The organism is Dyadobacter arcticus (genome assembly GCF_011762185.1).
GTDB lineage: Bacteria > Bacteroidota > Bacteroidia > Cytophagales > Spirosomataceae > Dyadobacter > Dyadobacter arcticus.
Genome location: NZ_JAASQJ010000003.1, coordinates 209956 through 230315 on the forward strand (window position 1 = coordinate 209956; position 20360 = coordinate 230315).

Below are 20360 nucleotides of genomic sequence, written 5' to 3' on the forward strand. Positions count from 1 at the left end.
AACAATGAAACTCAATTATAAATATTTGCTATTTTTTGCTGCGCTGGGCTCAGTTGGCCTGGTAGCATGCGACACGGAATTTCTGGATGTAACGCCTCCGACAGAAATTCCCGCGGAGGAAGTTTGGAAGGACGGAGCATTGTCTGAAGGCTTTGTTACCGGGATTTATGCTGGTCTTCAGCAGGGTGGATTTAGCGAGCAAATGCTTGCGTCCCTCACTGATGAAGCGGTGTTTACCCATACAGGAAGGAACATTAATACCGTCAATGAAGGCAGTTTAAGTCCTTCAAACCTTGGTTGGGTAGATGATACCTATGGATGGGGACCGATGTATACGAGGATCCGGGCTACAAACCAGGCAATTGCGAACCTGAAAACTGCCACTTTCGCTGACGAAACTTTGAAAGCCCGTCTGATGGGAGAAGCTTACTTCTTGCGGGCTTACTATTATCAGCAATTGGTGCGCTATTATGGTTCTGTACCTATTATTACAAATGTGTATGCGTTGAATGAGGATTATTCAGTGGCGCGTAATACTTATGAGGAGAACATTGCGCGTATTACGATGGACTTGGATAGTTCTGCCATGTTGCTGAAAGGTAAAACGGCAGTGAAAGGCCGCGCAACCGAAGCCGCTGCATTGTCATTAAAGTCGAGGGTATTGGTTTATGCCGCCAGCGACCTGCATGACATTCCTACTGCAAAAGCCAAGTCAACTGTCATCGCTGGGTTTCCAAATCCTGAATTTCTGGGATATATTTCTGGCGACAGAACAGCGCGTTGGCTGGCTGCACAAGTTGCTTCAAAAGCTGCATTGGATGCAACAGATGGTGGCTATAAGTTAAATCTGACTGCTCCGGTGACTGCTGAACAAGGGAAGACCAACTATATCTCTATGGCAATGGCTGGTGCAAGTGCTGACAAAACACTGGATGCTTCTGCTGCGAACGAAATCATTTTTGGACGGTTTTTCACAGCAAGTTTAGGTGAAGGCGCGCGTCAGACGGGGTTGAACAACGGTCCGAATGGCTATCACAACTGGGCTGGAAATACACCGATCGGTCTTTTGGTGGACGATTACCAAATGATGGATGGTACTGCATTCAAATGGACCAATCCGGCTCAAAAAGCGAGTCCGTATGTAAACCGTGACCCTCGCTTTTATGCGACAATTATGTATGACGGTGCCAACTGGAAACCACGTCCTTCAGATGCAAAGGATCCTGCCAATCAGATCCAGACCGGTTCTTATGACCTGTTAGATGACAAAGGAGCACTCGTTAACCGAAAAGGATTGGATACCCGCAGTAGTTCAATTGAAGATTGGAATGGCAGCCGCACAGGATACTACATGCGCAAGTTCATCGATCCAAACCCGGCATTGTACGACAATACGGATCGTCAGAACATCCCATGGCCATTCCTCCGGACTACTGAGAATGTCTTCAATTATATTGAAGCAAGCATTGAATTGGGACAAGATGCCGTTGCGCTGCAATGGCTAAACAAGGTCCGTTTCCGTGCAGGTATGCCGGCTGTGAAGGCTACGGGCGCTGCCTTAAAAGAGGCATTTCGTCATGAAAAAAGGGTTGAAATGGCTTATGAAGAGCAGCGTTACCACGATGCCCGTCGATGGATGATCGCACCCACAACATTGGGAAGGCCACTTCAATACATTACCGTAATTGGTAAATTCAAGCCAGGTAAGTCGATGCGCGAGCCGTATCATTACGATCCTACGATTTACGATTATACCTACACACCTGTGGAAGAAAAATCGCATGAAAATCGGACGTGGGTGGACAAAATGTATTTCCGACCATTCAGTCGCGACGAGATTAACCGGAATGCGAAATTGATCCAAAATCCAGGTTACGATAAGTAAGTTCCAAAATGCCTTGGTGTTTAAAAACCGCTCCTGATCAGAGCGGTTTTTTTGTTGAAATTGCTGGCAAAGTCCCACAAATCGGGGATTTCGATAAACACTACCACACTTATAGAGTTTATTTAAGTATTTGATTTACAGTATATTGTTAATTTTGGAATAATCTTGGTAGTTATTAAACCAACAACGTGATTGCACAAGAGTCAAACAATAAAATGTTAAAAACAAAGATTATGAAAAAGCTAATAATATCGGCAGTAGCCTTGACACTTATCTCTTTCGCCTCTGTTCAGGCTCAAACTGCGCAGCCAGAAACAACACAAAAAGAGGCAGTCACCCAAGATCCAACAACTCAGGAGCCGCCTGTAAAACCATCGAAAGAGGAAAAGGCGGGTAAGGAAGAAAAGGTTGCTGTGAAACCGGAAGATTTGCCAGAAGGAATTAAAAAAACCATTAAAGGAGAAGAATTCTCAGGTTGGACAGTTAACAAGGCTTTTTTAGTGAAAGAAGGCGATAAACCAGAATACTATGAATTACAGGTTGGAAATGGCAAAGAAAACGCCAGGGTGAAACTTGATAAAAATGGAAAAAATGTAGGATAAAGTTGAGCAATCCTAAATTAGTGTGAAAAGCCGGAAAATTTTCCGGCTTTTTTATACCCTAACGATTAATTCTGGTATGATTTTTAGATTATGATTAGAAAAACAAATTCTAAAATATCATCAGCATTATCATGGAATCGACGCATAACAATAGCTACACCCAATACAAAGATACAATCGAAATATCCGGTAGCTTTGAGAATACAAACCCTTTTTCTACTAAAATCGACACAACCAGAACGGTTAAATCCGGCAAAAGGCCAAGAATTATGAAGCCGCTCTATTCGGCCCGGCTTCGCTAAAAAGAGCATTAACATCAGCATGATTTATGTAGTCGGAAGTTCCAATACCGATATGGTTGTTAAATCCGAAAGGTTACCTGCAAAGGGAGAAACCATTATTGGAGGAGAGTTTCTCATGAATCCGGGAGGTAAAGGGGCGAATCAGGCGGTGAGTGCAGCGAGGTTAGGAGGTAATGTTACTTTTGTTTGCAGGGTAGGGGACGATTTATTTGGGAACGCTGCATTACATCAATTCAGGAATGAAAATATCAATACAGATTTTGTAACGACCGATCCGACACTACCCTCGGGTGTTGCATTGATTAATGTGGATGTCAACGGTGAAAACGCGATCAGCGTAGCACCAGGAGCAAATAATGCCCTTTTGACAGAACATGTTATTCCTGCCTTGGAAAACATAACATCCGAAGATATCCTGCTTATCCAATTAGAAATTCCCCTTGCAACCGTCGTATTTGCTGTGAAATACGCATCAAATAAAGGCGCTAAAGTCATATTGAACCCGGCTCCTGCGCGGGTTTTACCTAAGGAAATTTATCAACATTTGTATCTGATCACGCCGAACGAAACGGAGATGCAAATGCTGACCGGCATTGAGTTCGTTGATAAAAAGTCTATTAGACAAGCGGCAGATCAGCTATTCAACTATGGTTGTAAAAATGTGATCATTACATTGGGAGTCATGGGCGCATTTTTCAAAACCAGAGAGAAAAGCCAGTTTATCAAGGCTACCAGAGTTATACAAGCAGACTCCACTGGGGCAGGGGATTGTTATAATGGTGCAATTGCTTTATCTATTTCAGAGGGAAATACATTGGAAGAGGCGGCAATTTTTGCAAGTAAAGCGGCGGCGGTAAGCATTACGCGCATGGGAGCACAAAGTTCAGCGCCGACTAAAAAAGAAATTGCGGACTATTTCAATCGATAATGGCGAGCTATAAGCGAAAAAGTCTTTTTGCCTTTCTGGTGACACCTGCTTCTGTGTAATCTACATCATCCAGATCAAGAAAATATTTAAATTGCCGTTGCTTTGTTAAGGCTTGACATTGACATATGCGACTCAAATCCTCTATTCAACACATTACCAGCCTGACCCTGATCATGTTATCGGTTTTGTGGGATGGGAGTGCCCAATCCGTCAAAAAGCCGATCAGGATCATCAGTATCCGGGATGGTCTGCCCCAGTCTTTTGTCTCCGGATTTGTTCAGGACGCCGATGGTTTTGTATGGATTGGGACGCTGAATGGTGTGGCGAGATATGACGGCATTCGCTTCAAGGTTTTCCGGAATGATCAGAATGATTCTGCAACGATCAGTTCCAATGTGATCATTTCAATGGCGCGGGATGTCAATAACAATATTTGGATAGAACATGGGTCGGGGCAGATCGATGTAATGGATCCCGGAGACGAAAAAATTACCAGGCAAACCGCAAAACCTCTATACAACAACCACCCGTTAAAACTCGTCCGCCGAGGATGGTTAGGGGATTTTGAGGGAAATATGTGGGTAGTGAAAAGAGGGGATGGAATTCTGAAATATGACTTTAAGGCCAATCGCATTTTACATTTCAGCAAAGCGCGGCAGGATATGGCAAGCGATACGATCCGCGCGATGATGGAAGATAAACGGCATCGCATCTGGGTATTGGATGAAGTCGCATTAAGTTTTTTCGATCAGGCTCAAAACCATTTCAAATCTATCAGAATCCCTCATGCATTGGATTTTAACCGATTTGTTGATTCCGATGCAGAGATGGTTGGTTTGTTCGAACGCAGTAGTGGTGAGATCATGTTCGGCGACAGGAACAGGTTGATCTTTTACAATCCAAAAACAGGAACATTAAGAAATAAGCCGCTGCCGACAAAACCAAGAGTTGGGATACGATCGGTACAAACCGGGCCAGAAGGAACTGAGTATTTCGAGATAAACGGCAGTGTTTTTCGTTACAGTGACCAATCGGGGATTGAGGAGGTTGGGGAAATTGATAACCCAAAGCATTGGGAAACGCCGGCGTTTTTGGTAGATCGTTCCGGACTTATATGGCTGGGTACCAATGCCGCCGGGGTTCACCAGATCGATTTGGCAACGCCGCTGTTCGAATCGAAACATTACCAGCATGCATTTCATGAAGATGTTGTTCAAAAGGAGTTGAGGCTTTCACTTTCTGCCATTTCGGGCTGGCCGTTTGACGCCCAGAATTTCATAGGGTCCGGTTATCTGGTGAGATCCACTTATGATGTACGGGGCAGACTTTGGATCGGTTTGCGGAATAAGGTTGGTTACTATGATGAGGCTTCAAAGAAAATCGTCTTGCTCCCAAAGATTCCCGACATCAGCACTGACAGCAATATGCCATTGGGTATCCGGGGGATTTCCTTTGCGCCTGACGGCATTTTGTGGACGGTTAGTGACGGCGGATTCATCCGGTATTTTGATGCTTCTGCAAAAAAATGGGTGGTGTTTCTGGACGCCGCGGTTCTGGTGAAAAAGGTTGGGGCAGCATTAAATATGGTGGATATCTTCGCGGATAAAGACAAGTTATTCCTGACAACTGCCAATGGGCACGGCTTGCTGATTGTTAATCGAAATAATAAGCAGGTTATCCATTTAACCCAAAAAACACATCCCAGCATCATTCCGGAGGATTTATTACTGGGTATGACAGCCGATCCAACGCGCCCGGATCTTCTGTGGATGGGTTCTTACAACGGCCTTATTCTTTTAGACAGGAAGAAATTGCAGACCAAAGTTTTTACGATGCGAGAGGGCTTACCAGATAACACCATTTACTCCATTCTGACTGATAAATCCGGCTATCTGTGGTTGAGTACCAACAAGGGCTTGTGCCGCTTTCATCCGGTAACCCATAAAATTCAAACATTCCTGAGTGACGATGGCTTGCCCGGGGATGAATTCAATCGTTTTCACCATTTGAAATTGCCCGACGGAAGACTTGCTTTTGGAGGGACGGAGGGCTGGACTATTTTTGATCCCAATGCCATGAAAGCGGATACCTATCATCCGGAAGTCGCCTTTACGAACCTAAAAATTAACAATGTCAATGCAGACCAACATGCGGAAATACGGACAGGACAACTGAATCAATTGAAAAAGCTGACCCTTCCTTACGACCAGAATTCCCTGGCTTTCGAATTTGCAGGACTGGAATTCAACAGTCCAAAACGGCTGAGGTACCGCTACAAGCTGGAAGGTTACGATAATGACTGGATTGTATCCGACAATACACCTGTGGCGAGTTTTACTAAGTTGCCGCCGGGAAACTATTTGCTTCGAATTAATTCATCTAACACGACGGGGCAATGGAGCTCGAATGTTCGGAAGTTGGAATTACAAATCAAATCGCCGTTCTGGCTTAGCTGGTGGGCTTACTGTTTCTATGCATGTGTGTTAGCGGGCATCTTTTGGGTTTATTCACAATATTTGGCCAATCGGGAGCGGCTCAGGCAGGAAATCATGCAGAAAGATCGTGAAGCCGGACAGCTGAAAGAATTGGATACATTAAAAACCAAATTTTTCTCCAACATCACGCACGAGTTCAGGACACCGCTTACCTTGATATTGACCCCCGCCCAACGCCTAAAACCTACATTGAATGGGCCTGAACAACAACGCTGGCTTTCTGCCATTGAACGGAATGCTAACCAACTGCTGCGGCTGATCAACCAATTGCTGGATTTGTCGAAACTAGAATCGGGCAACCTCAAAATCAACGAGGCACTTGGAGATCCGGGCCGGTTTCTGGAAGATCTGCTATCGTCATTCACGCACGAGGCGGAAGCAAAAGGCATTCTCCTGGTGCTCAGAAAAGACCCTGATATGGGCAATTATTGGTTTGATCCCGACAAGCTGGAACAGATTGTGTCCAATCTGCTTTCCAATGCTATCAAATTTACGCCCAATGATGGCGAAGTTCAGCTAACACTCGAAAGCCGGGGAGAGAGTGGGGTTTATCTGGAAGTTTGTGACACAGGTATCGGAATTCCGCCCGAAAAGTTACCGTATATCTATGACCGGTTCTATCAGGCTGACGACCCAATCAACAACGGACAACTTGCGGCAGGGTCTGGTATCGGGTTATCCATTGTTAAGGAAATGGTGGAATTGCAGAAAGGGACGCTTTTTGTGAAAAGTCCAATGGAAGGTTCGCGCTGGCGAACTGTTTTCCAGATTACGCTGCCTTATCGCAAGGCGGATGCCGGGAGCATGAGTGAAGCCAGTCCGAATTTCGTCACGCACGGTGGTGTGCAAGATTTCTGGACGCCGGATTCGATTGAGAAGAACTTTAAAGGTGAACCGGAAGAAGAGGCTGCGACGATTCTGCTGGTTGAAGACAATGCTGAACTGGCAGAATTTATTGGTGACAGCCTGGCTGGGAATCATACGATCATCTATGCGTCCAATGGAGCGGAAGGATTAAAGCAAGCCATTCAGAATGTGCCTGATTTGGTGCTCAGCGATGTTTTAATGCCAGTTATGGATGGATTTGAATTTTGTGGCAAGCTGAAAAAAGACGAACGGACAAACCATATTCCCATCATTTTGCTCACCGCCAGATCCTCCTTTAATGATCGGATGGAAGGACTGGGCATCGGTGCCGACGATTACCTGACTAAACCTTTTCACATTCAGGAATTGCAATTGAGAGTTGGTAACCTGCTCGAAAGACAGCGGAGAATGAGAAACCAGCTCCGGCTAAAAGTCAGTAACCCTGATCAACCGGCTTTGGCTAACCCTGTTGATGCAGTTTCCCTGCAAGATATCTTTATAAAAAAGCTGTATCGTATCATTGAAGAAAGGCTTGATGACACGTCATTTGGCGTGGAAGAACTTGCGGAGCAGGTAAGCATGAGCCGGACAAGTCTTCATCGGAAAGTAAAAACACTCACAGGTATTGCACCCGGAGATATACTCCGCAATTACCGCCTGAAACGCGCCGCCCAATTTCTCAAACAAGGGTATAATAGTTCGGAAACAGCGTATAAGACCGGTTTTGACAGTGCTTCCTATTTCTCCAAATGTTTTCGGGAGTTTTATCATGTGACTCCCAATGAATTTGCGTGAAACATAATTTACAGCATTTGAAACAGAATTAATACCATTGAAACTCCCTTTATCGGACCTTTGCGGGCATACTTTTCAATGTAATGAACAATGACCGATCGGGAACAAATTGCGGAGGCTGAGGAACGTTTAATCGCTGCTGTCAAGAATGGAAATGTGAATGTGGTGGAAGAACTATTGGATGAAAAAGTGTTATTTATTGACCGAGAGGGAAAGGTTATTCCTCAATCCGACGACCTTGCGATTTACCGTGCCGGTGAGCTTTCGATCAGACATATGGATGTTTGCGACAAGCAGATCAATCTGACCGGAAACACCGCAATCGTGATGGTGATTGAGCGGATCAAAGGCAATTGCCGCGGCCGCGAATTTGAAGGACGTTATCTGTACATGCGCGTGTGGAAAAGGAAGGATATGGACTGGAAAATATCAGCTGCTTCGTGCAGCGCAGTTCCTGTTGTCGAATTTTAATTTAGGCTTTTATAAAAAAAATAAAGGGAGTTAAAACCGGATCATAGCCGGTTTTAACTCCCTTTATTTTTAAGTGCCGTTCGTTTAAGGCTTTATCAATTTGCCCTCGATCGAATCATCCATTGTTTTGCCAATGGCGGCACCAATCAATGTTTTAGCAAAAGCTACTGCATTGCCATGCTTATTGTCCCAATAATATCCTTCCTCCGTCTCTACTTTAATTACTGTTATGCGGGGATCATCCTCGCCTTCGGTAAACCACGTTTTCAAAATCGGCTCCCACAATTCTTTAATGGTTTCCTTGTCTTTCGAGATCGTTGCATGGCCATAAACACTCAAAAATTCAGAATATTTTGAACCCTGAAATAGCAAATGAACCGATGGATTGTTTTGGATCTCGGCGTTCTTATGACTGTCTTCGGGGCTTAGGAACCAGAAATTGCCGTCGTCGTCCACTTTCTGTATCGACATAGGCCGGGTATTAAGAGGTTTGCCGCTGGTGATACTTGTGCAGAAAAAGCAGGTATTTGCATCTTTTGCCAGCTCTTTAATTTTCTCGCCGGCTTTATCACCGAAAAGATCTTCATGGTTTTTTTCTTCCTGTTGTTGATTGATGCTGTCCATAATTTACAAATTTGAATTTAGCACTTAAGAACAAATATCATTCCAGCGAAAAGCCATACATTCAGGACAAAGATTTATGGCATGTCAAAGAAAACACTCATCCTCTGGTTTTTTATCCTGTTAAAATTTGCGATCCATTGCGTCGTCATTGCACCCGGATACGACCTGCATCGCGACGAATACCTGCACGTTGACCAGGGAAAACATCTGGCCTGGGGTTACTTGTCGGTCCCGCCTTTCACCTCCTGGACCTCTTACCTCATTTTACATTTGGAGAACCCGGACTTTTGGGTGAAATTTTTTCCAGCACTTTTTGGCGTGCTCACATTGGTAGTCGTTTGGAAGGCAATCGAAGCGTTGGGCGGAAATTTATTTGCCCTTATTTTGGGCGCTAGCGCAGTCACTTTATCGGTTTTGCTTCGGATCAATATGCTTTATCAGCCCAACTCCGTGGATATATTTGGTTGGACCTTACTTTACTTTTCCATCCTTCAATATCTCAAAACGGAACAGAATAAATGGCTTTATATGGCGGCAATCGCTTTTGGGTTGAGTTTTTTAAATAAATACAACATTGTTTTTTTGGCAGCCGGGATGGCTCCGGCATTATTACTGACAAGTCAGCGTAAAATATTCTCCAATAGCAGGTTATATGTTGCTGCGGTTGTGGCCGTTCTCATTATTGCCCCAAATCTGATCTGGCAGTATCAAAACAAGTTTCCTGTTATACATCACATGAAGTTACTGGCTGAAACGCAGCTGGTCAATGTAGACAGGATGGATTTTGTGAAAGAACAGCTGCTGTTTTTTATGGGGTCAATGTTCATAATTCTCGCAGCGTTCATCTCTTTTTTTACATATCCGGCTTTTCAGAAGTACCAGGTTTTTTTCTGGTCGTTTGTCTTCACTTTGTCGCTTTTTATTTATCTCAAAGCCAAAGGTTATTACGCAATTGGCTTATATCCGATTTACCTTGCATTTGGCTCCGTTTACCTCGAATCGCTATTTGTTGGAAAACGAGCCTGGCTTCGGGTTGCCTCGATATTGTTGATCATTATATTATCCATTCCCATTTTCCGGGTCGCATTCCCAACCAAAAGTCCCTTCGAAATTGCCCAAAATCCCAAAATTTATAAGGATCTGGGGTTGCTGCGCTGGGAAGACGGTAAGGATCATGAACTGCCCCAGGATTTTTCGGACATGCTGGGATGGAGCGAGTTAGCCCATAAAGTGGATTCCGTTTATGAGAAGGTCAGCGATAAAAAACATACGCTTGTGCTTTGCGATAATTACGGGCAGGCCGGGGCCATTAATTATTATTCCAAGTACAAAGACATTGGTGCAGTAACATTAAATGCAGATTACATTGATTGGTTTCCGTTGGATGAAGAAATCAAGAACGTGATCCTGGTTCAAAATGCGGATGATGACGATAAGGAAAGGAAAAAAGAGCAGCCACTTTTCAGGGAAGTCAGGCTGACGGGCAAGGTGGAAAGCAGGTATGCGAGAGAGCGCGGAACCAGCATATACGTGTTATTGGATGCCAAAGTATCGATTAATAACATTTTAAAAGGCGATATCGAAGCGGAAAGATGGTAGTTCGATATCGCCAGATAAGGATTAAATGCCGTTTAGTTTGTTAAAGGCAGCCAGCAATTCTTCTGGGTTTGCTTTCGCCATCTGCTCACTGAAACCGAACGTTAGCTCTGTTTTTCCGTGTTTCATCTGATCAAAAACTGCATCGATGAAATCACTCACGGGTGGTGCGTGATCGTGCAGACCTTTTCCTCCAAGATCTGTATTCAATGCAGGCGGGATCATTTCGATTACTTCAATTCCTTTGCTTTGCAAAAGATAGCGTAACGATAATGTGAAAGAGTGAAAAAAGGCTTTCGTCGCCGAATAAACCGGAACTTTGGTAAATGGTACAAATGACAAGCCCGATGTTACATTGATGATTGCTGTTAACGACGGGAGTTTGGTGAATAAGGAAGACAAATGGACCGGCGCGTCAATGTTCAATGTGATTTCTTCTTTTGCCCGCTCAAAAAAGTCCTCGTCCGAAACTGACATCCATTGCTGCATTCCCGCATTGTTGACCAGGACGGTTAAGTCGCTATGCTCCGTGGCAATCCATTGGTAGAGCGCTTCTCTTTCCGATTCATTGGACAAATCACATACTTTGGTAATCACGGAAGGATATTTATCCGAAACTTCTTTGAGCGCCGATTCACGCCTGCCGCAAATGATCACCGTATTGTTTTCTTTTACAAACCGCTCGGTAAGTCCCAGCCCAATGCCGGACGCACCACCTGTTATCAGTATTTTGTTGTTTGAAATCTGCATGATTGATTTTAAGTATGTTAAAAAAAACAGTCCGCGACATTACATCCTGGACATACACAAAAGTACAATGCCAGACGGCACCGCATTTGCAATTTTCAAACTAATACTTGCGAAATTCAAATGTGGGGGGATGGGATGCAGATTAGCCAAGGTTGCCGGAAGTAAATTCATCCAACATCCGCCTTCACTGTTAAAATAATAATTACCAATAACCCATCGATTCGAATGCCTCATATTGATCTTCAAAACGGAATGCCTGGCATATTGGGCCCTATGTTGTTTAGTCCGCATACGGCTGCTCCAATGAATTTGCTGGCTAATGCATTGATGCAGACAGATGAAGGGCTAAGCCGGGGGGAACGAGAATTGATTGCGACTTATGTTTCATCTGAAAATGACTGTTTCTTTTGCCAAACCATTCATGGTGCGATTGCCAGTGCATATCTGGGTGATGAGGATTGGTCGCTTATTCGGGACGTCAAAAATGACTATGCCGAAACGGGCTTGTCTGGGAAAATGAAGGCGCTGCTCGCAATTGCGGGAAGTGTGCAAAAAGGAGGTAAAAATGTGACACCTGAACAAGTTGAAAAAGCTAGGGAAAATGGTGCCGACGACCGGCAAATACACGACACTGTGCTGATTGCGGCTGCATTTTGCATGTTCAACCGATACGTCGACGGCCTGGCTACTACTGCCCCAACCGATCCTGAAATTTATCGTAACCGCGCGAAAAAGGTAATTTCCGGCGGCTATTCGGCCTCCGACGGTACTTATTAAAAATCGTTTATATTCAAAGCGGCCTGATGAAATCGCTTTCGTCAGGCCGTTTTCCTTTTCAAAGAAACATTCAAGGTTTGATCACTATTTTGTAGGTATTGACCTCTCCGTTCATCTTTTCAATATTTGTAATGTAAGCTCCTGCGGCTAAGTGTTTTAGTTGAATGCCAAGTGCATTGATTTCCGTTGTTTTCAGGACTTCTTTTCCTGCAATGTCTAGGATTTTGACAGATCGGATGCCTTTTGTATTCCCAAGAAACAGACGGTCGGAAACCGGATTGGGATAGATAAAAGCACTTACATCGTTCGCAAAATCAACACTTTTGATGCGGCTATAAGTAAAACTTCCATCTGCATCAATCATTTTCAGGCGGTAAAAATTCTCGCCAGGGAAAGGATCAGTATGTGTATAGTTATAGTATTTCAAAACTTTACTTTCTCCTCCGGAAATGACGGAGCCGATTTTAAGCCAGCTTTTTGTGGTCGAACTCTGTTCTATTTCAAAACGGTCACTATTGGTTTCCTCTGTCGTTGTCCATTCCAGAAGCGCATTTTTTTCCTCTTTCTTCACCAAAAATGAAGCAAGGGTTACGGGTAATGCTGCCTGAGAATCGAATATAGCCCAGGGAGAAAACTGGGTGACCCCATTGATGCTCGCCGAATAAGGTCCTGTGCCACTTGCCGACAGGCCCGAAGCGCGCACTTCCCACGCACTGCCATTGAAGCGGGATATGGCTAGGCTGTTGCGGTTAAACCCCGGCGATTCATTCGAGGCATTCCATTTGAAAGTTACATTGGCGGGCGCCGAAACATTGCTGGTAATGTTCCATTCGAGCGCGACGGCTTTGGTGGTGGGAGCGGCATTGGTAAATGTATTTTTGACGGATACCGCCACTTCGGCATTCGGGCTGCTGGGATAGGTGATCGTAACCGGCGCCGGGCCACTCTCGGTGCCTACCGGAAACACATTGGATTGAATGCTACCGGTAACGTATTTTAGCCGCAATTTGCCAGTGCCATTTGTTTCAATATAACCGCTGGTATTTGCCTCAACTTTCAGGTTATTAATGGTCAGGTCGTGATTCCCAAGTATCATTCTACCGCCAAGCGTAAAGAGGGGTAGGGTAATCGGTCCGCCCAATACCATGCCGGCGGAATTACAATTGCAGGTCATACCCGTAATTGTGCCTGACCCGGCGATACTTTGGGGAGTTGAACCATAAATGGTGCAATAGGGTCTGCCCAGGAAAACATCGTAGGATCCTTCTCCACCAAAAAACAACATTCGGCCGCTCGCCATTTCGAGTGATGCGGCATTATTCGTAAGATTTCCAATGATGGAAATTCCCATGGTAGCAGGTGTGGAAAAATTGGTTTCATCGCCAACCAAAATAGTATTGAAAGATTGCAGAAACAGATTGCCGCGGATACGAACCAAATCCAGGCTACCTCCCGAGAGCAAGTTAGGCTTGATTGCGCCGCCAGAGGTGATTACATTGTAAATTTCAACATTGCCAACCCGGTTGAGTGTTATAGGAAGGTAAATTCGTGTAAAATCAGGAGGAGTTCCGGTAAAGAAAGTATTGGTACCCGCCTTACCAATCCTGATGGTGGTATTAGGACCGAAATTACTGAAATAAATGCCCTTGAATGTGCCTGTATTTCCAAGAATTTCAACAATACCTCCTGTCACATCCCCTTCCGCAGTCGGCAGATATACAAGGGAATTGCCAATATTAAAATTACCACCACAGCCACCTCTCTTCACTTGTACCAGTCCGCCACTCATCCTGAAAATGCCTGAGCTTCCCTTATTAATCGTTCCGCCAACATGCAACGCTCCGCCGGTCATTTCAAAAGTGCCGTCAATCTGCATGAAATACTGCCCGCAAGGCGCAAGCTGCGTGCCGTCCCAGGCCGCTTCACCAATTGTCATGTCGTAGTCGGTCATGCTCAGCCTGCCTGTTGCGGAAATGTGCAGCGTTTTACATTGCGCAGATGCCGTGAGCGTTACGTGATGGTCTATTTTCACTGGTTCGCTCACAAGTGGTACCTCATTTCCGACCCAGGTTGAGGCCACGTCCCAGTCGCCGTCCTGCGCTGTGGTTTTAACCTGTATCACATTGATTGATTTGGTTAAAGGCCCACTCGTCTGGCAACCGTTTGTGGCTGTAACAGACAATGTGCCCGAAGTGGCGGTGGATAAAAATGCAATGTTTTTAAAATAGGAATTTCCCGCCGGAATGGTCGCTCCGGTGCCAGAATAAGCCCAAGTGTAATCCGCCACGCCGCCATAGTAGGATGAGAATTCGGATGTGTATGTGTAGCTGCTTTCTTTTGAAACGTCGGCTTCTCCGGTGAGGGATAGGAGCGGGGGCAGCTCTAATTGAGGGCCAACCTGAGTGATGGCAGAATAATCAGAGGTTCCGCAATCATTTAAAGCCCTAACCCTGAATCCATTAGAGCCATTGCTCATTCTGCTGTTGATTCGCACGCGCGCCTGAGTCCGGCTCAATATTTCTATTTCCCCGTTCGTAGCCGGGCTGATATTGAAATAATTGTCGAAGATGAGCTGCCATTCAAATGAAGTTGCATTGGGCACGTCAGCAATGTTATAGGTGTACCAGGTACCGACACACAATGCCTGCGGATTGGTATGAGGCTGAATGACGGGTGTCGTAACGCCGCCATTTACAGACACGTCCCATAAGTTGCTGTAAAAATCCTGATTTACATCCACGTCCCGCATTTTAATCCTGATCTTATAACCTGTACCAGAAGGGAGACCATTAAATGCGCTTGCGGGGTCGCTTTGATAAATGCTGCCGGAGAATGTGAAGTTTGGATATCCATTTGTGCTCAGGCTGGTGGCCAGGATTTTAGGGTAACCGGGAGCCGTAAAGTTTCCATTGATATCCGAAAGCTGTATTTCCGCTGGCCCGGGATAAAATGACGAGGAAAATGTGCCTTTAACGCGATAGGTCTTGTAAGTAGGCGCCATATATGCGCACAATTCCGTTGCCGGTGTCCCGTAAGCATCTGTAAGACTGCTGATTGTAACGGTTTTCTGAGCGATGCCGACGTACGGTAAAAACCCGCAGAGGATCATTAATAGTAAAATCTTTTTCATGTTTCTAAAAGTTTGAGTTGTTACAGACAGTTAGTCGTGATCAACCTTGCTTTTGGAAACAGAAATGAATTTTTAAACGGAAATTCTTTGATTTGCCCTTTTACGGAAATAATAGATAAGAAAAACCGCCAGCACCGCCAGTCCTCCAAGCAACACAAATACAACTGATCGCGAGGGCCCGGGGCTTACTGCCTGCGTGTTGCCCACCAGCACCATGCCTGCCCACGCATATGGGAGCCTGTCCGAAGGTGACGCATTTTTAAGCCACTCATTTTGAGCGTTTTGTAGTGCGATATCGAGTGGTAACCCCGCTTCAAGTCCCACGTAAAACAATGTGGTCAGGTCGTAGACAGGCTCGTTTTCGACACTCCATAATGTCGTAAGGATAGAGGGTATCCCGATTCCGGCAAATCCCCGGGCAAGACTGAATACGCCTTCCCCCTTCTGGTTTTTTCCAATGCCTGTGCGGCAAGCCGAGAGGATCAGGAGTTCGGTCGCAGAACTTGCATTGGCAGGTAACTCATTGACTATTAATGTGGAATCAGCAAAATAGAGCGTTGGCGTGTTGCCAGAACTGTCAGCGGTAGCGTGCGTCAGTAATTGGACGATCCTGTAATCCGGTGAATTATTGATGAACGCACTTCGCGAAGCTTCCGGGCCGGTCAGAATTTTGGAGAGAAAAAACGCCTGATCGATGGTTTTCAGCACTTCCGCCGAACCGGGCAGACTGGCTTGTGAGAGTCGTGGCGCATAGGTTACCGGGGCGAGCCCGAGGAAAGATCCGGAAAATGTCCTTGCCCGCTCTTTTTTCAAACTTTTAGCCAAAAAACCGGCTGAATAAGTGTAGCTGAATGCATACTGGCCTACCAGATATTCGGGCTCGGTTGCGGAAGTGCTGAATGCTTCAAAAGGAAGAAAGCCCCCGTCCGGTGATACGATAACACGTGTTTGAACTGGGATGTTAAATGGTTTTAGCAACAATTCATACAATTTTGAGGAAATAGACAGATAGCTTTTAAAAGCTTTGTTCTGAGCTTCCCGGTTAATCATTAGTTTTTGAAACTGTGAAGTAAGTAACTGATATTCAGATAAATCTATTTTTTTCAAAATAACCTTTCCTGCTGAGATCGCCAGTCCGTACACCGCACTGTCGCCTACAAAATAGGAGACCAGCGATTGCTTTTCTCCGAGTATGCCTGTTTTTAATTGAGTTAACGTAGGGACCGAATTGTCGTATTTATATGCATAATATTGCGGATTGCTTTTTTCAATCTGCCTCACAAAAGTTTCCTGTTCCTGCTGAGCATTCAAAATTTTTGTCCGGATCTCGTCAGCAGATTTGCCAGCCGCAGCAACCTGGCTTTGCAGATCTGCCACATTTTTTTTTAGCTCACCTTCCTTTTTCTGGTCTTTGGCTGAAAGTAACTGCTTGGCCCCAAGCTCATTGAGCTGATCAGTAAGCATTACTGCACGGCTTTTTTCAAAAAAATAAAAAGCCTTTTCGGGATTATTCAGCAGGTAACAAGTTTCTATTGCCCGCTCATACATTGCTCTCGTCTTCCCCCGCCAGAACAGTTTCGTAAGGTTACCAGTATGCTCCCAGCGCATATAATCGATCATCGTGTCGGCCAACATGTATGTTTTAAGCGCATTTCCCAGTTTCGCCCTGTCATTTGCAGTGGCCTTAGCAAAACCCAGCCAGGTATCTGCTCTGTGTTGAATAATGGTGAGCAGCTCCGTTTTATTCACCACCGACCGGATTATTTGGGAAGTTAAAACGGCGCTTTGCTTTTTCACATCAAGCTGTTCAAGTGCAGTTTGGATTGCCTGGTCATTGTAAATGAGTGCGTTCGAATAGCTTTTTTTATCCGCGTAAACTTTGCTGATATTGTTGAGAATGACCGCTTTGCCCGAGGGAAGAACCATGTATTGGAGGGCCAAAGTGTAATTTTCCAATGCTTTTTTTAAATCCGAAAACTCGGTATGATAATAAAAACCCAGATTATTGGCTACCTGCGCGCAGCCGTACAGAAACTTATCTTTTTTGAAACTTTCAAAAGATTTCTGATAATAGGCGATCACCGTCCGGGGTTCCGACTGTTTCTTTTTCAGTTCCGCAAGCATTGAAAATATGGCTCCTTTCAATGCTTCGTCCTGATCGCTGGATGCAAATTTCAGGGACAAATTGAGCGCGATTTCACTCTCTTTATAAAGGCCAAGTTCTTCAAGACCCTGCGATTTTTCCATCATGCTCCGGGCTTTCAGATCGTCACGATTGAGTTTTTGAGCCAATCCATATCCCAGATCCGAGAAGCGCACCGTCTTTTCATAGTCCCCGATCGACGTGCAAATACTCGCCATTTTATTGTAAGACCCTGCAACAGAAGCTGCTTTGCCAGGGTAGCGCTGCCCAACTTTAATAGCCAGATCCAATGCATTTAAAGCTTGCCGGATATCTCCCAGGTCATTGTAAATGCAGCCCAGATTGAAGTAACTATGGCAGGTATTGGCATCGTTCGCACCTTTAAAATTGCCAGCATTGACTGAAATTGCTTTTTTGGTAAAAATAATTGCGGAGTCCAGCTTACCCTCATACCAGAACGTTCTTCCCAGAATGTGCAAAGCCTGCGCATAAATTGAATCTTTATTTTGTGAACACTGGTCAGCGATCCGAATGATTTTCTTCATTTCAATGATCAGATCCTTATCTTCCAGCGTATCGGCCGCGAGATTGATCCGGTCATAAAGCATCCCAGGTTCCGGACACTGTGCATGTACGGAACCTGAGAGAATAAAGCCAAAAAAAATAACGCAGACCAGGCGATGCAACATTATTAATGTCCTTCTATATTATTATGGATTTAAGGATTGTAAATAATGTATTTATTGCCACGTATGAAATATTTCAAATGAGGCTTTCGTAAAGAGCCGCTCAATAACTGCTCTTTCGATACAATTAATTGTGATTTTGTACCGATCCAGCCTGCGACAACGGGAGTCGCGAAAGATGTACCCTGTCTCGCCTTTGTGATGCCCTCAATTTCGACAAATGTATCAATGCCAAAAAAGCAGTTTCGCCCTTTCACACCAATATCAAGGCTATGGGAATCGTAGTTCTGGCCGGGGCAAATTTTCTGCGCGTTATCCGAAACCGTGGTCACCGAAACGACCTGTTCTATATTTTTACTAAAATACGCCGGGTAAAATTTCGTGCTACGAAACCTCAAATCCCGGTTGATTTCCGCATTTTCTGCCCTATCCCGATCATACTCAGGCATTGCATTACCCGCGGCCGTCACCAGCCAGATCGGTTTGCTAGTATTTTTAAAAGGAAGCCGCATTTGTCTGACATACTTTCTGAAAATGGGATCTTCCGGCCCATAGTAACCCAGACTGAAATTCATGATTTCGGCACCAAGCTGTTTGGCATGGTACATCGCGCACATGATCCCGTAGCCGTCACCTTTATTACTTGCATTCAAAACCTTCATGATCAGTAAATTAACGCCAATCGTTTCGCTTTTGCTAAATTGTTGAGCAGCCAGGTAGGCTACACGTGTACCGTGTCGGTTTTTATGCGTATCAGTGATGTTAAAAATATTGTAGCGGTCGCCAGGCCCATCTTTCGGCGCAAAATTCAGGCCTTTGTAGAGCATTGTAAAGCCAGTATTTTTCTTTCCGAATAAGTCCCGTGATGGACGATATCCTTCATCATTTTGAAACAAACAAGAGCTGCGGGCTTTTTTAACGCCCAGATAATCTAAATCCAGTAATTGTTCATCCAACCCACTATCGAAAATCGCCAGGGTAACCTTTCTGGTTTTACCACGGTTGGGGTTGAATGCGGGCTGATGCATTTCATACTTAATGTCACTTTCTTTAACAGCGTAAATGTCATTATCGTCATCCAGCGAGAACTCGTAGTTTTTATTGGCCAGGATTCCTGGTACGTCCAATGTAAGACTGTCACCTCCCTGTCCATCCCTGGTCTTCACCTGTAGTTTATCATGTCCGTTGAAATCCAGGCCATCGTAATCAATGTTGATCAAAGCCGTGTCGCAGGGACATTGGCGGACGGAATCAGTGATATCAATCTTAAAGTTCTTACTTACAGCATCTATCAATTGTCGCAAACTGTAACCTTTGGGTATAAGAATATTGTATCCGTGATGCGGCGGCTCTGTCAAAGCCTTAGTAGACTGGGCAGCAGCGTTTTGTGAACCTAGCGCCCAGAGAAAAAGACCTGTAAAGGCAATGTGAAGAACTTTCTGGTAATTGAGGGTTTTCATAATAGGGGATGGTTAGATTTTTCAAAAAATACGCTCAATGCAGTTTCCGCACCTTACTTCATCCATTTCACTGCCTCATTCTTACCTTCCAGGTCCTGGTCAATCACTTCCTGCAGTAAACTTTCTGCTTTTTTCTTGTCTCCTGGCTGATTGCGCTGAATCAATGCGATGGCTTCGTAAAATTTCCCGGGATTGGCATACAGTTCTTTTTGAGCGCCCAGCCGGTGGAAGTAGTCAATCGCTTTGTCGTAATCCAGCAGATGAAGGGAAACAATACCTGCGATTCTTTTTGCTTCCGCATTTTGCGGATCGCTGGAAAGCACACTTTCGCAGCGTTTCAAAGCCGTAGCGTACTGGCCATTATTGTAACTGTCCTTTGCGCGCTGCAGGGTGTCGCCACTATCACCCAATTCCTGACGAAGTCTCGTAAAATTTTCCATTACATAACCTGCCGCCAGTTGCTGCATATCTTTTGGCGGCGTATTTAGAAAATACCAGCCAATACCAAAAGCAACCAGTGCCACGGCCGCAGCGACAGCATACCAGGCGTTCAGCCAAGCCATATTTGTTGCTTTTTTCGGCAAAGCCTGCCATTCAGCATGCCTTTCGAGCAGCTTTTTCTCGCGGGCGTACTGCATGGAAGCCTCCCTGGATGCCAGATAAAATGCCACAGCATCAGCCAGTTGAGGATCCGATTTCAAATCAGCCTCAAATTGTGCCTTTTCAGCTCCAGTAAGTCTCTGCCCAAAATAGTCATCAATCCGTTCGTCCATGCTTTCCGTGGCTTCCGGTCTTTTGCTGTTAGCTGTTAGCCTTTAGCTTTTAGCTTTCTATTTTTTTTAATTTATC

At 45.0% G+C, this 20360-nt stretch carries 14 protein-coding genes; 8 read left to right on the plus strand and 6 right to left on the minus strand.

Going from position 1 to position 20360, the window contains the following annotated elements; translation table 11 throughout:
* The first annotated feature begins 4 nt into the window (after window positions 1-4).
* The 6 genes from FHS68_RS14335 (at window position 5) to FHS68_RS14360 (ending at window position 8345) form a co-directional block, all read left to right on the plus strand.
* Window positions 5-1885, plus strand: a complete 1881-nt coding sequence (locus tag FHS68_RS14335) for a RagB/SusD family nutrient uptake outer membrane protein (protein ID WP_167271277.1) — start codon at window positions 5-7, stop codon at window positions 1883-1885.
* A 188-nt stretch (window positions 1886-2073) separates the two neighbouring features.
* Window positions 2074-2487, plus strand: coding sequence for a hypothetical protein (locus FHS68_RS14340; protein WP_310588565.1), 414 nt, complete (start codon window positions 2074-2076; stop codon window positions 2485-2487).
* 131 nt (window positions 2488-2618) lie between these two features.
* Window positions 2619-2789: a hypothetical protein gene (locus FHS68_RS14345; protein ID WP_167271279.1), complete on the plus strand. Its 171-nt coding sequence runs from the start codon at window positions 2619-2621 to the stop codon at window positions 2787-2789.
* 19 nt (window positions 2790-2808) lie between these two features.
* The gene (rbsK, locus tag FHS68_RS14350; protein WP_167271281.1) at window positions 2809-3717 is read left to right on the plus strand and encodes a ribokinase; all 909 of its coding nucleotides are present in this window, start codon (window positions 2809-2811) and stop codon (window positions 3715-3717) included.
* A 125-nt stretch (window positions 3718-3842) separates the two neighbouring features.
* Window positions 3843-7874 (plus strand): hybrid sensor histidine kinase/response regulator transcription factor, encoded by a 4032-nt coding sequence (locus FHS68_RS14355; protein WP_167271283.1) that lies wholly within the window; start codon window positions 3843-3845, stop codon window positions 7872-7874.
* A gap of 90 nt (window positions 7875-7964) precedes the next feature.
* On the plus strand, window positions 7965-8345 hold the full coding sequence (locus FHS68_RS14360; protein WP_167271285.1) for a nuclear transport factor 2 family protein: 381 nt from the start codon (window positions 7965-7967) through the stop codon (window positions 8343-8345).
* 84 nt (window positions 8346-8429) lie between these two features.
* On the opposite strand, the gene FHS68_RS14365 is transcribed toward FHS68_RS14360, so the two are convergent.
* A complete protein-coding gene (locus FHS68_RS14365) occupies window positions 8430-8969 on the minus strand; it encodes a pyridoxamine 5'-phosphate oxidase family protein (protein ID WP_167271287.1) in 540 nt (179 codons plus the stop codon).
* A gap of 81 nt (window positions 8970-9050) precedes the next feature.
* Here FHS68_RS14365 and FHS68_RS14370 point away from each other — a divergent pair, with 81 nt between their 5' ends.
* Window positions 9051-10568: a glycosyltransferase family 39 protein gene (locus FHS68_RS14370; protein ID WP_167271289.1), complete on the plus strand. Its 1518-nt coding sequence runs from the start codon at window positions 9051-9053 to the stop codon at window positions 10566-10568.
* A 21-nt stretch (window positions 10569-10589) separates the two neighbouring features.
* Here FHS68_RS14370 and FHS68_RS14375 read toward each other — a convergent pair whose 3' ends face one another.
* Window positions 10590-11315 (minus strand): SDR family oxidoreductase, encoded by a 726-nt coding sequence (locus FHS68_RS14375; RefSeq protein ID WP_167271291.1) that lies wholly within the window; start codon window positions 11313-11315, stop codon window positions 10590-10592.
* A gap of 225 nt (window positions 11316-11540) precedes the next feature.
* On the opposite strand from FHS68_RS14375, the gene FHS68_RS14380 reads away from it, so the two are divergent.
* Window positions 11541-12092 (plus strand): carboxymuconolactone decarboxylase family protein, encoded by a 552-nt coding sequence (locus tag FHS68_RS14380; protein WP_167271293.1) that lies wholly within the window; start codon window positions 11541-11543, stop codon window positions 12090-12092.
* Window positions 12093-12162: 70 nt separating this feature from the next.
* Here the strand turns inward: FHS68_RS14380 and FHS68_RS14385 are convergent, their stop codons facing one another.
* The 4 genes from FHS68_RS14385 to FHS68_RS14400 all read right to left on the minus strand — a co-directional run bounded on the left by FHS68_RS14385 (window position 12163) and on the right by FHS68_RS14400 (window position 20284).
* Window positions 12163-15222 carry a PKD-like domain-containing protein gene (locus tag FHS68_RS14385; RefSeq protein WP_167271295.1) on the minus strand — a complete coding sequence of 1020 codons (3060 nt, stop codon included), beginning with the start codon at window positions 15220-15222 and terminating at the stop codon, window positions 12163-12165.
* 72 nt (window positions 15223-15294) lie between these two features.
* Window positions 15295-18054: a CHAT domain-containing protein gene (locus FHS68_RS14390; RefSeq protein WP_167271297.1), complete on the minus strand. Its 2760-nt coding sequence runs from the start codon at window positions 18052-18054 to the stop codon at window positions 15295-15297.
* Between the two features lie 29 nt (window positions 18055-18083).
* The gene (locus tag FHS68_RS14395) at window positions 18084-19511 is read right to left on the minus strand and encodes a S8/S53 family peptidase (protein ID WP_167271299.1); all 1428 of its coding nucleotides are present in this window, start codon (window positions 19509-19511) and stop codon (window positions 18084-18086) included.
* A gap of 53 nt (window positions 19512-19564) precedes the next feature.
* Window positions 19565-20284, minus strand: a complete 720-nt coding sequence (locus FHS68_RS14400) for a tetratricopeptide repeat protein (RefSeq protein ID WP_167271301.1) — start codon at window positions 20282-20284, stop codon at window positions 19565-19567.
* Window positions 20285-20360 lie beyond the last annotated feature (76 nt).

What these genes read in the sequence shown, in the direction of transcription:
- FHS68_RS14360 (WP_167271285.1), top strand. Translation starts at nt 7,965, where the DNA reads ATGACCGATCGGGAACAAATTGCGGAGGCTGAGGAACGTTTAATCGCT.
- FHS68_RS14345 (WP_167271279.1), top strand. Translation starts at nt 2,619, where the DNA reads ATGGAATCGACGCATAACAATAGCTACACCCAATACAAAGATACAATC.
- FHS68_RS14335 (WP_167271277.1), top strand. Translation starts at nt 5, where the DNA reads ATGAAACTCAATTATAAATATTTGCTATTTTTTGCTGCGCTGGGCTCA.
- FHS68_RS14380 (WP_167271293.1), top strand. Translation starts at nt 11,541, where the DNA reads ATGCCTCATATTGATCTTCAAAACGGAATGCCTGGCATATTGGGCCCT.
- FHS68_RS14400 (WP_167271301.1), bottom strand. Translation starts at nt 20,284, where the DNA reads ATGGACGAACGGATTGATGACTATTTTGGGCAGAGACTTACTGGAGCT.
- rbsK (WP_167271281.1), top strand. Translation starts at nt 2,809, where the DNA reads ATGATTTATGTAGTCGGAAGTTCCAATACCGATATGGTTGTTAAATCC.
- FHS68_RS14385 (WP_167271295.1), bottom strand. Translation starts at nt 15,222, where the DNA reads ATGAAAAAGATTTTACTATTAATGATCCTCTGCGGGTTTTTACCGTAC.
- FHS68_RS14355 (WP_167271283.1), top strand. Translation starts at nt 3,843, where the DNA reads ATGCGACTCAAATCCTCTATTCAACACATTACCAGCCTGACCCTGATC.
- FHS68_RS14390 (WP_167271297.1), bottom strand. Translation starts at nt 18,054, where the DNA reads ATGTTGCATCGCCTGGTCTGCGTTATTTTTTTTGGCTTTATTCTCTCA.
- FHS68_RS14365 (WP_167271287.1), bottom strand. Translation starts at nt 8,969, where the DNA reads ATGGACAGCATCAATCAACAACAGGAAGAAAAAAACCATGAAGATCTT.
- FHS68_RS14375 (WP_167271291.1), bottom strand. Translation starts at nt 11,315, where the DNA reads ATGCAGATTTCAAACAACAAAATACTGATAACAGGTGGTGCGTCCGGC.
- FHS68_RS14395 (WP_167271299.1), bottom strand. Translation starts at nt 19,511, where the DNA reads ATGAAAACCCTCAATTACCAGAAAGTTCTTCACATTGCCTTTACAGGT.
- FHS68_RS14370 (WP_167271289.1), top strand. Translation starts at nt 9,051, where the DNA reads ATGTCAAAGAAAACACTCATCCTCTGGTTTTTTATCCTGTTAAAATTT.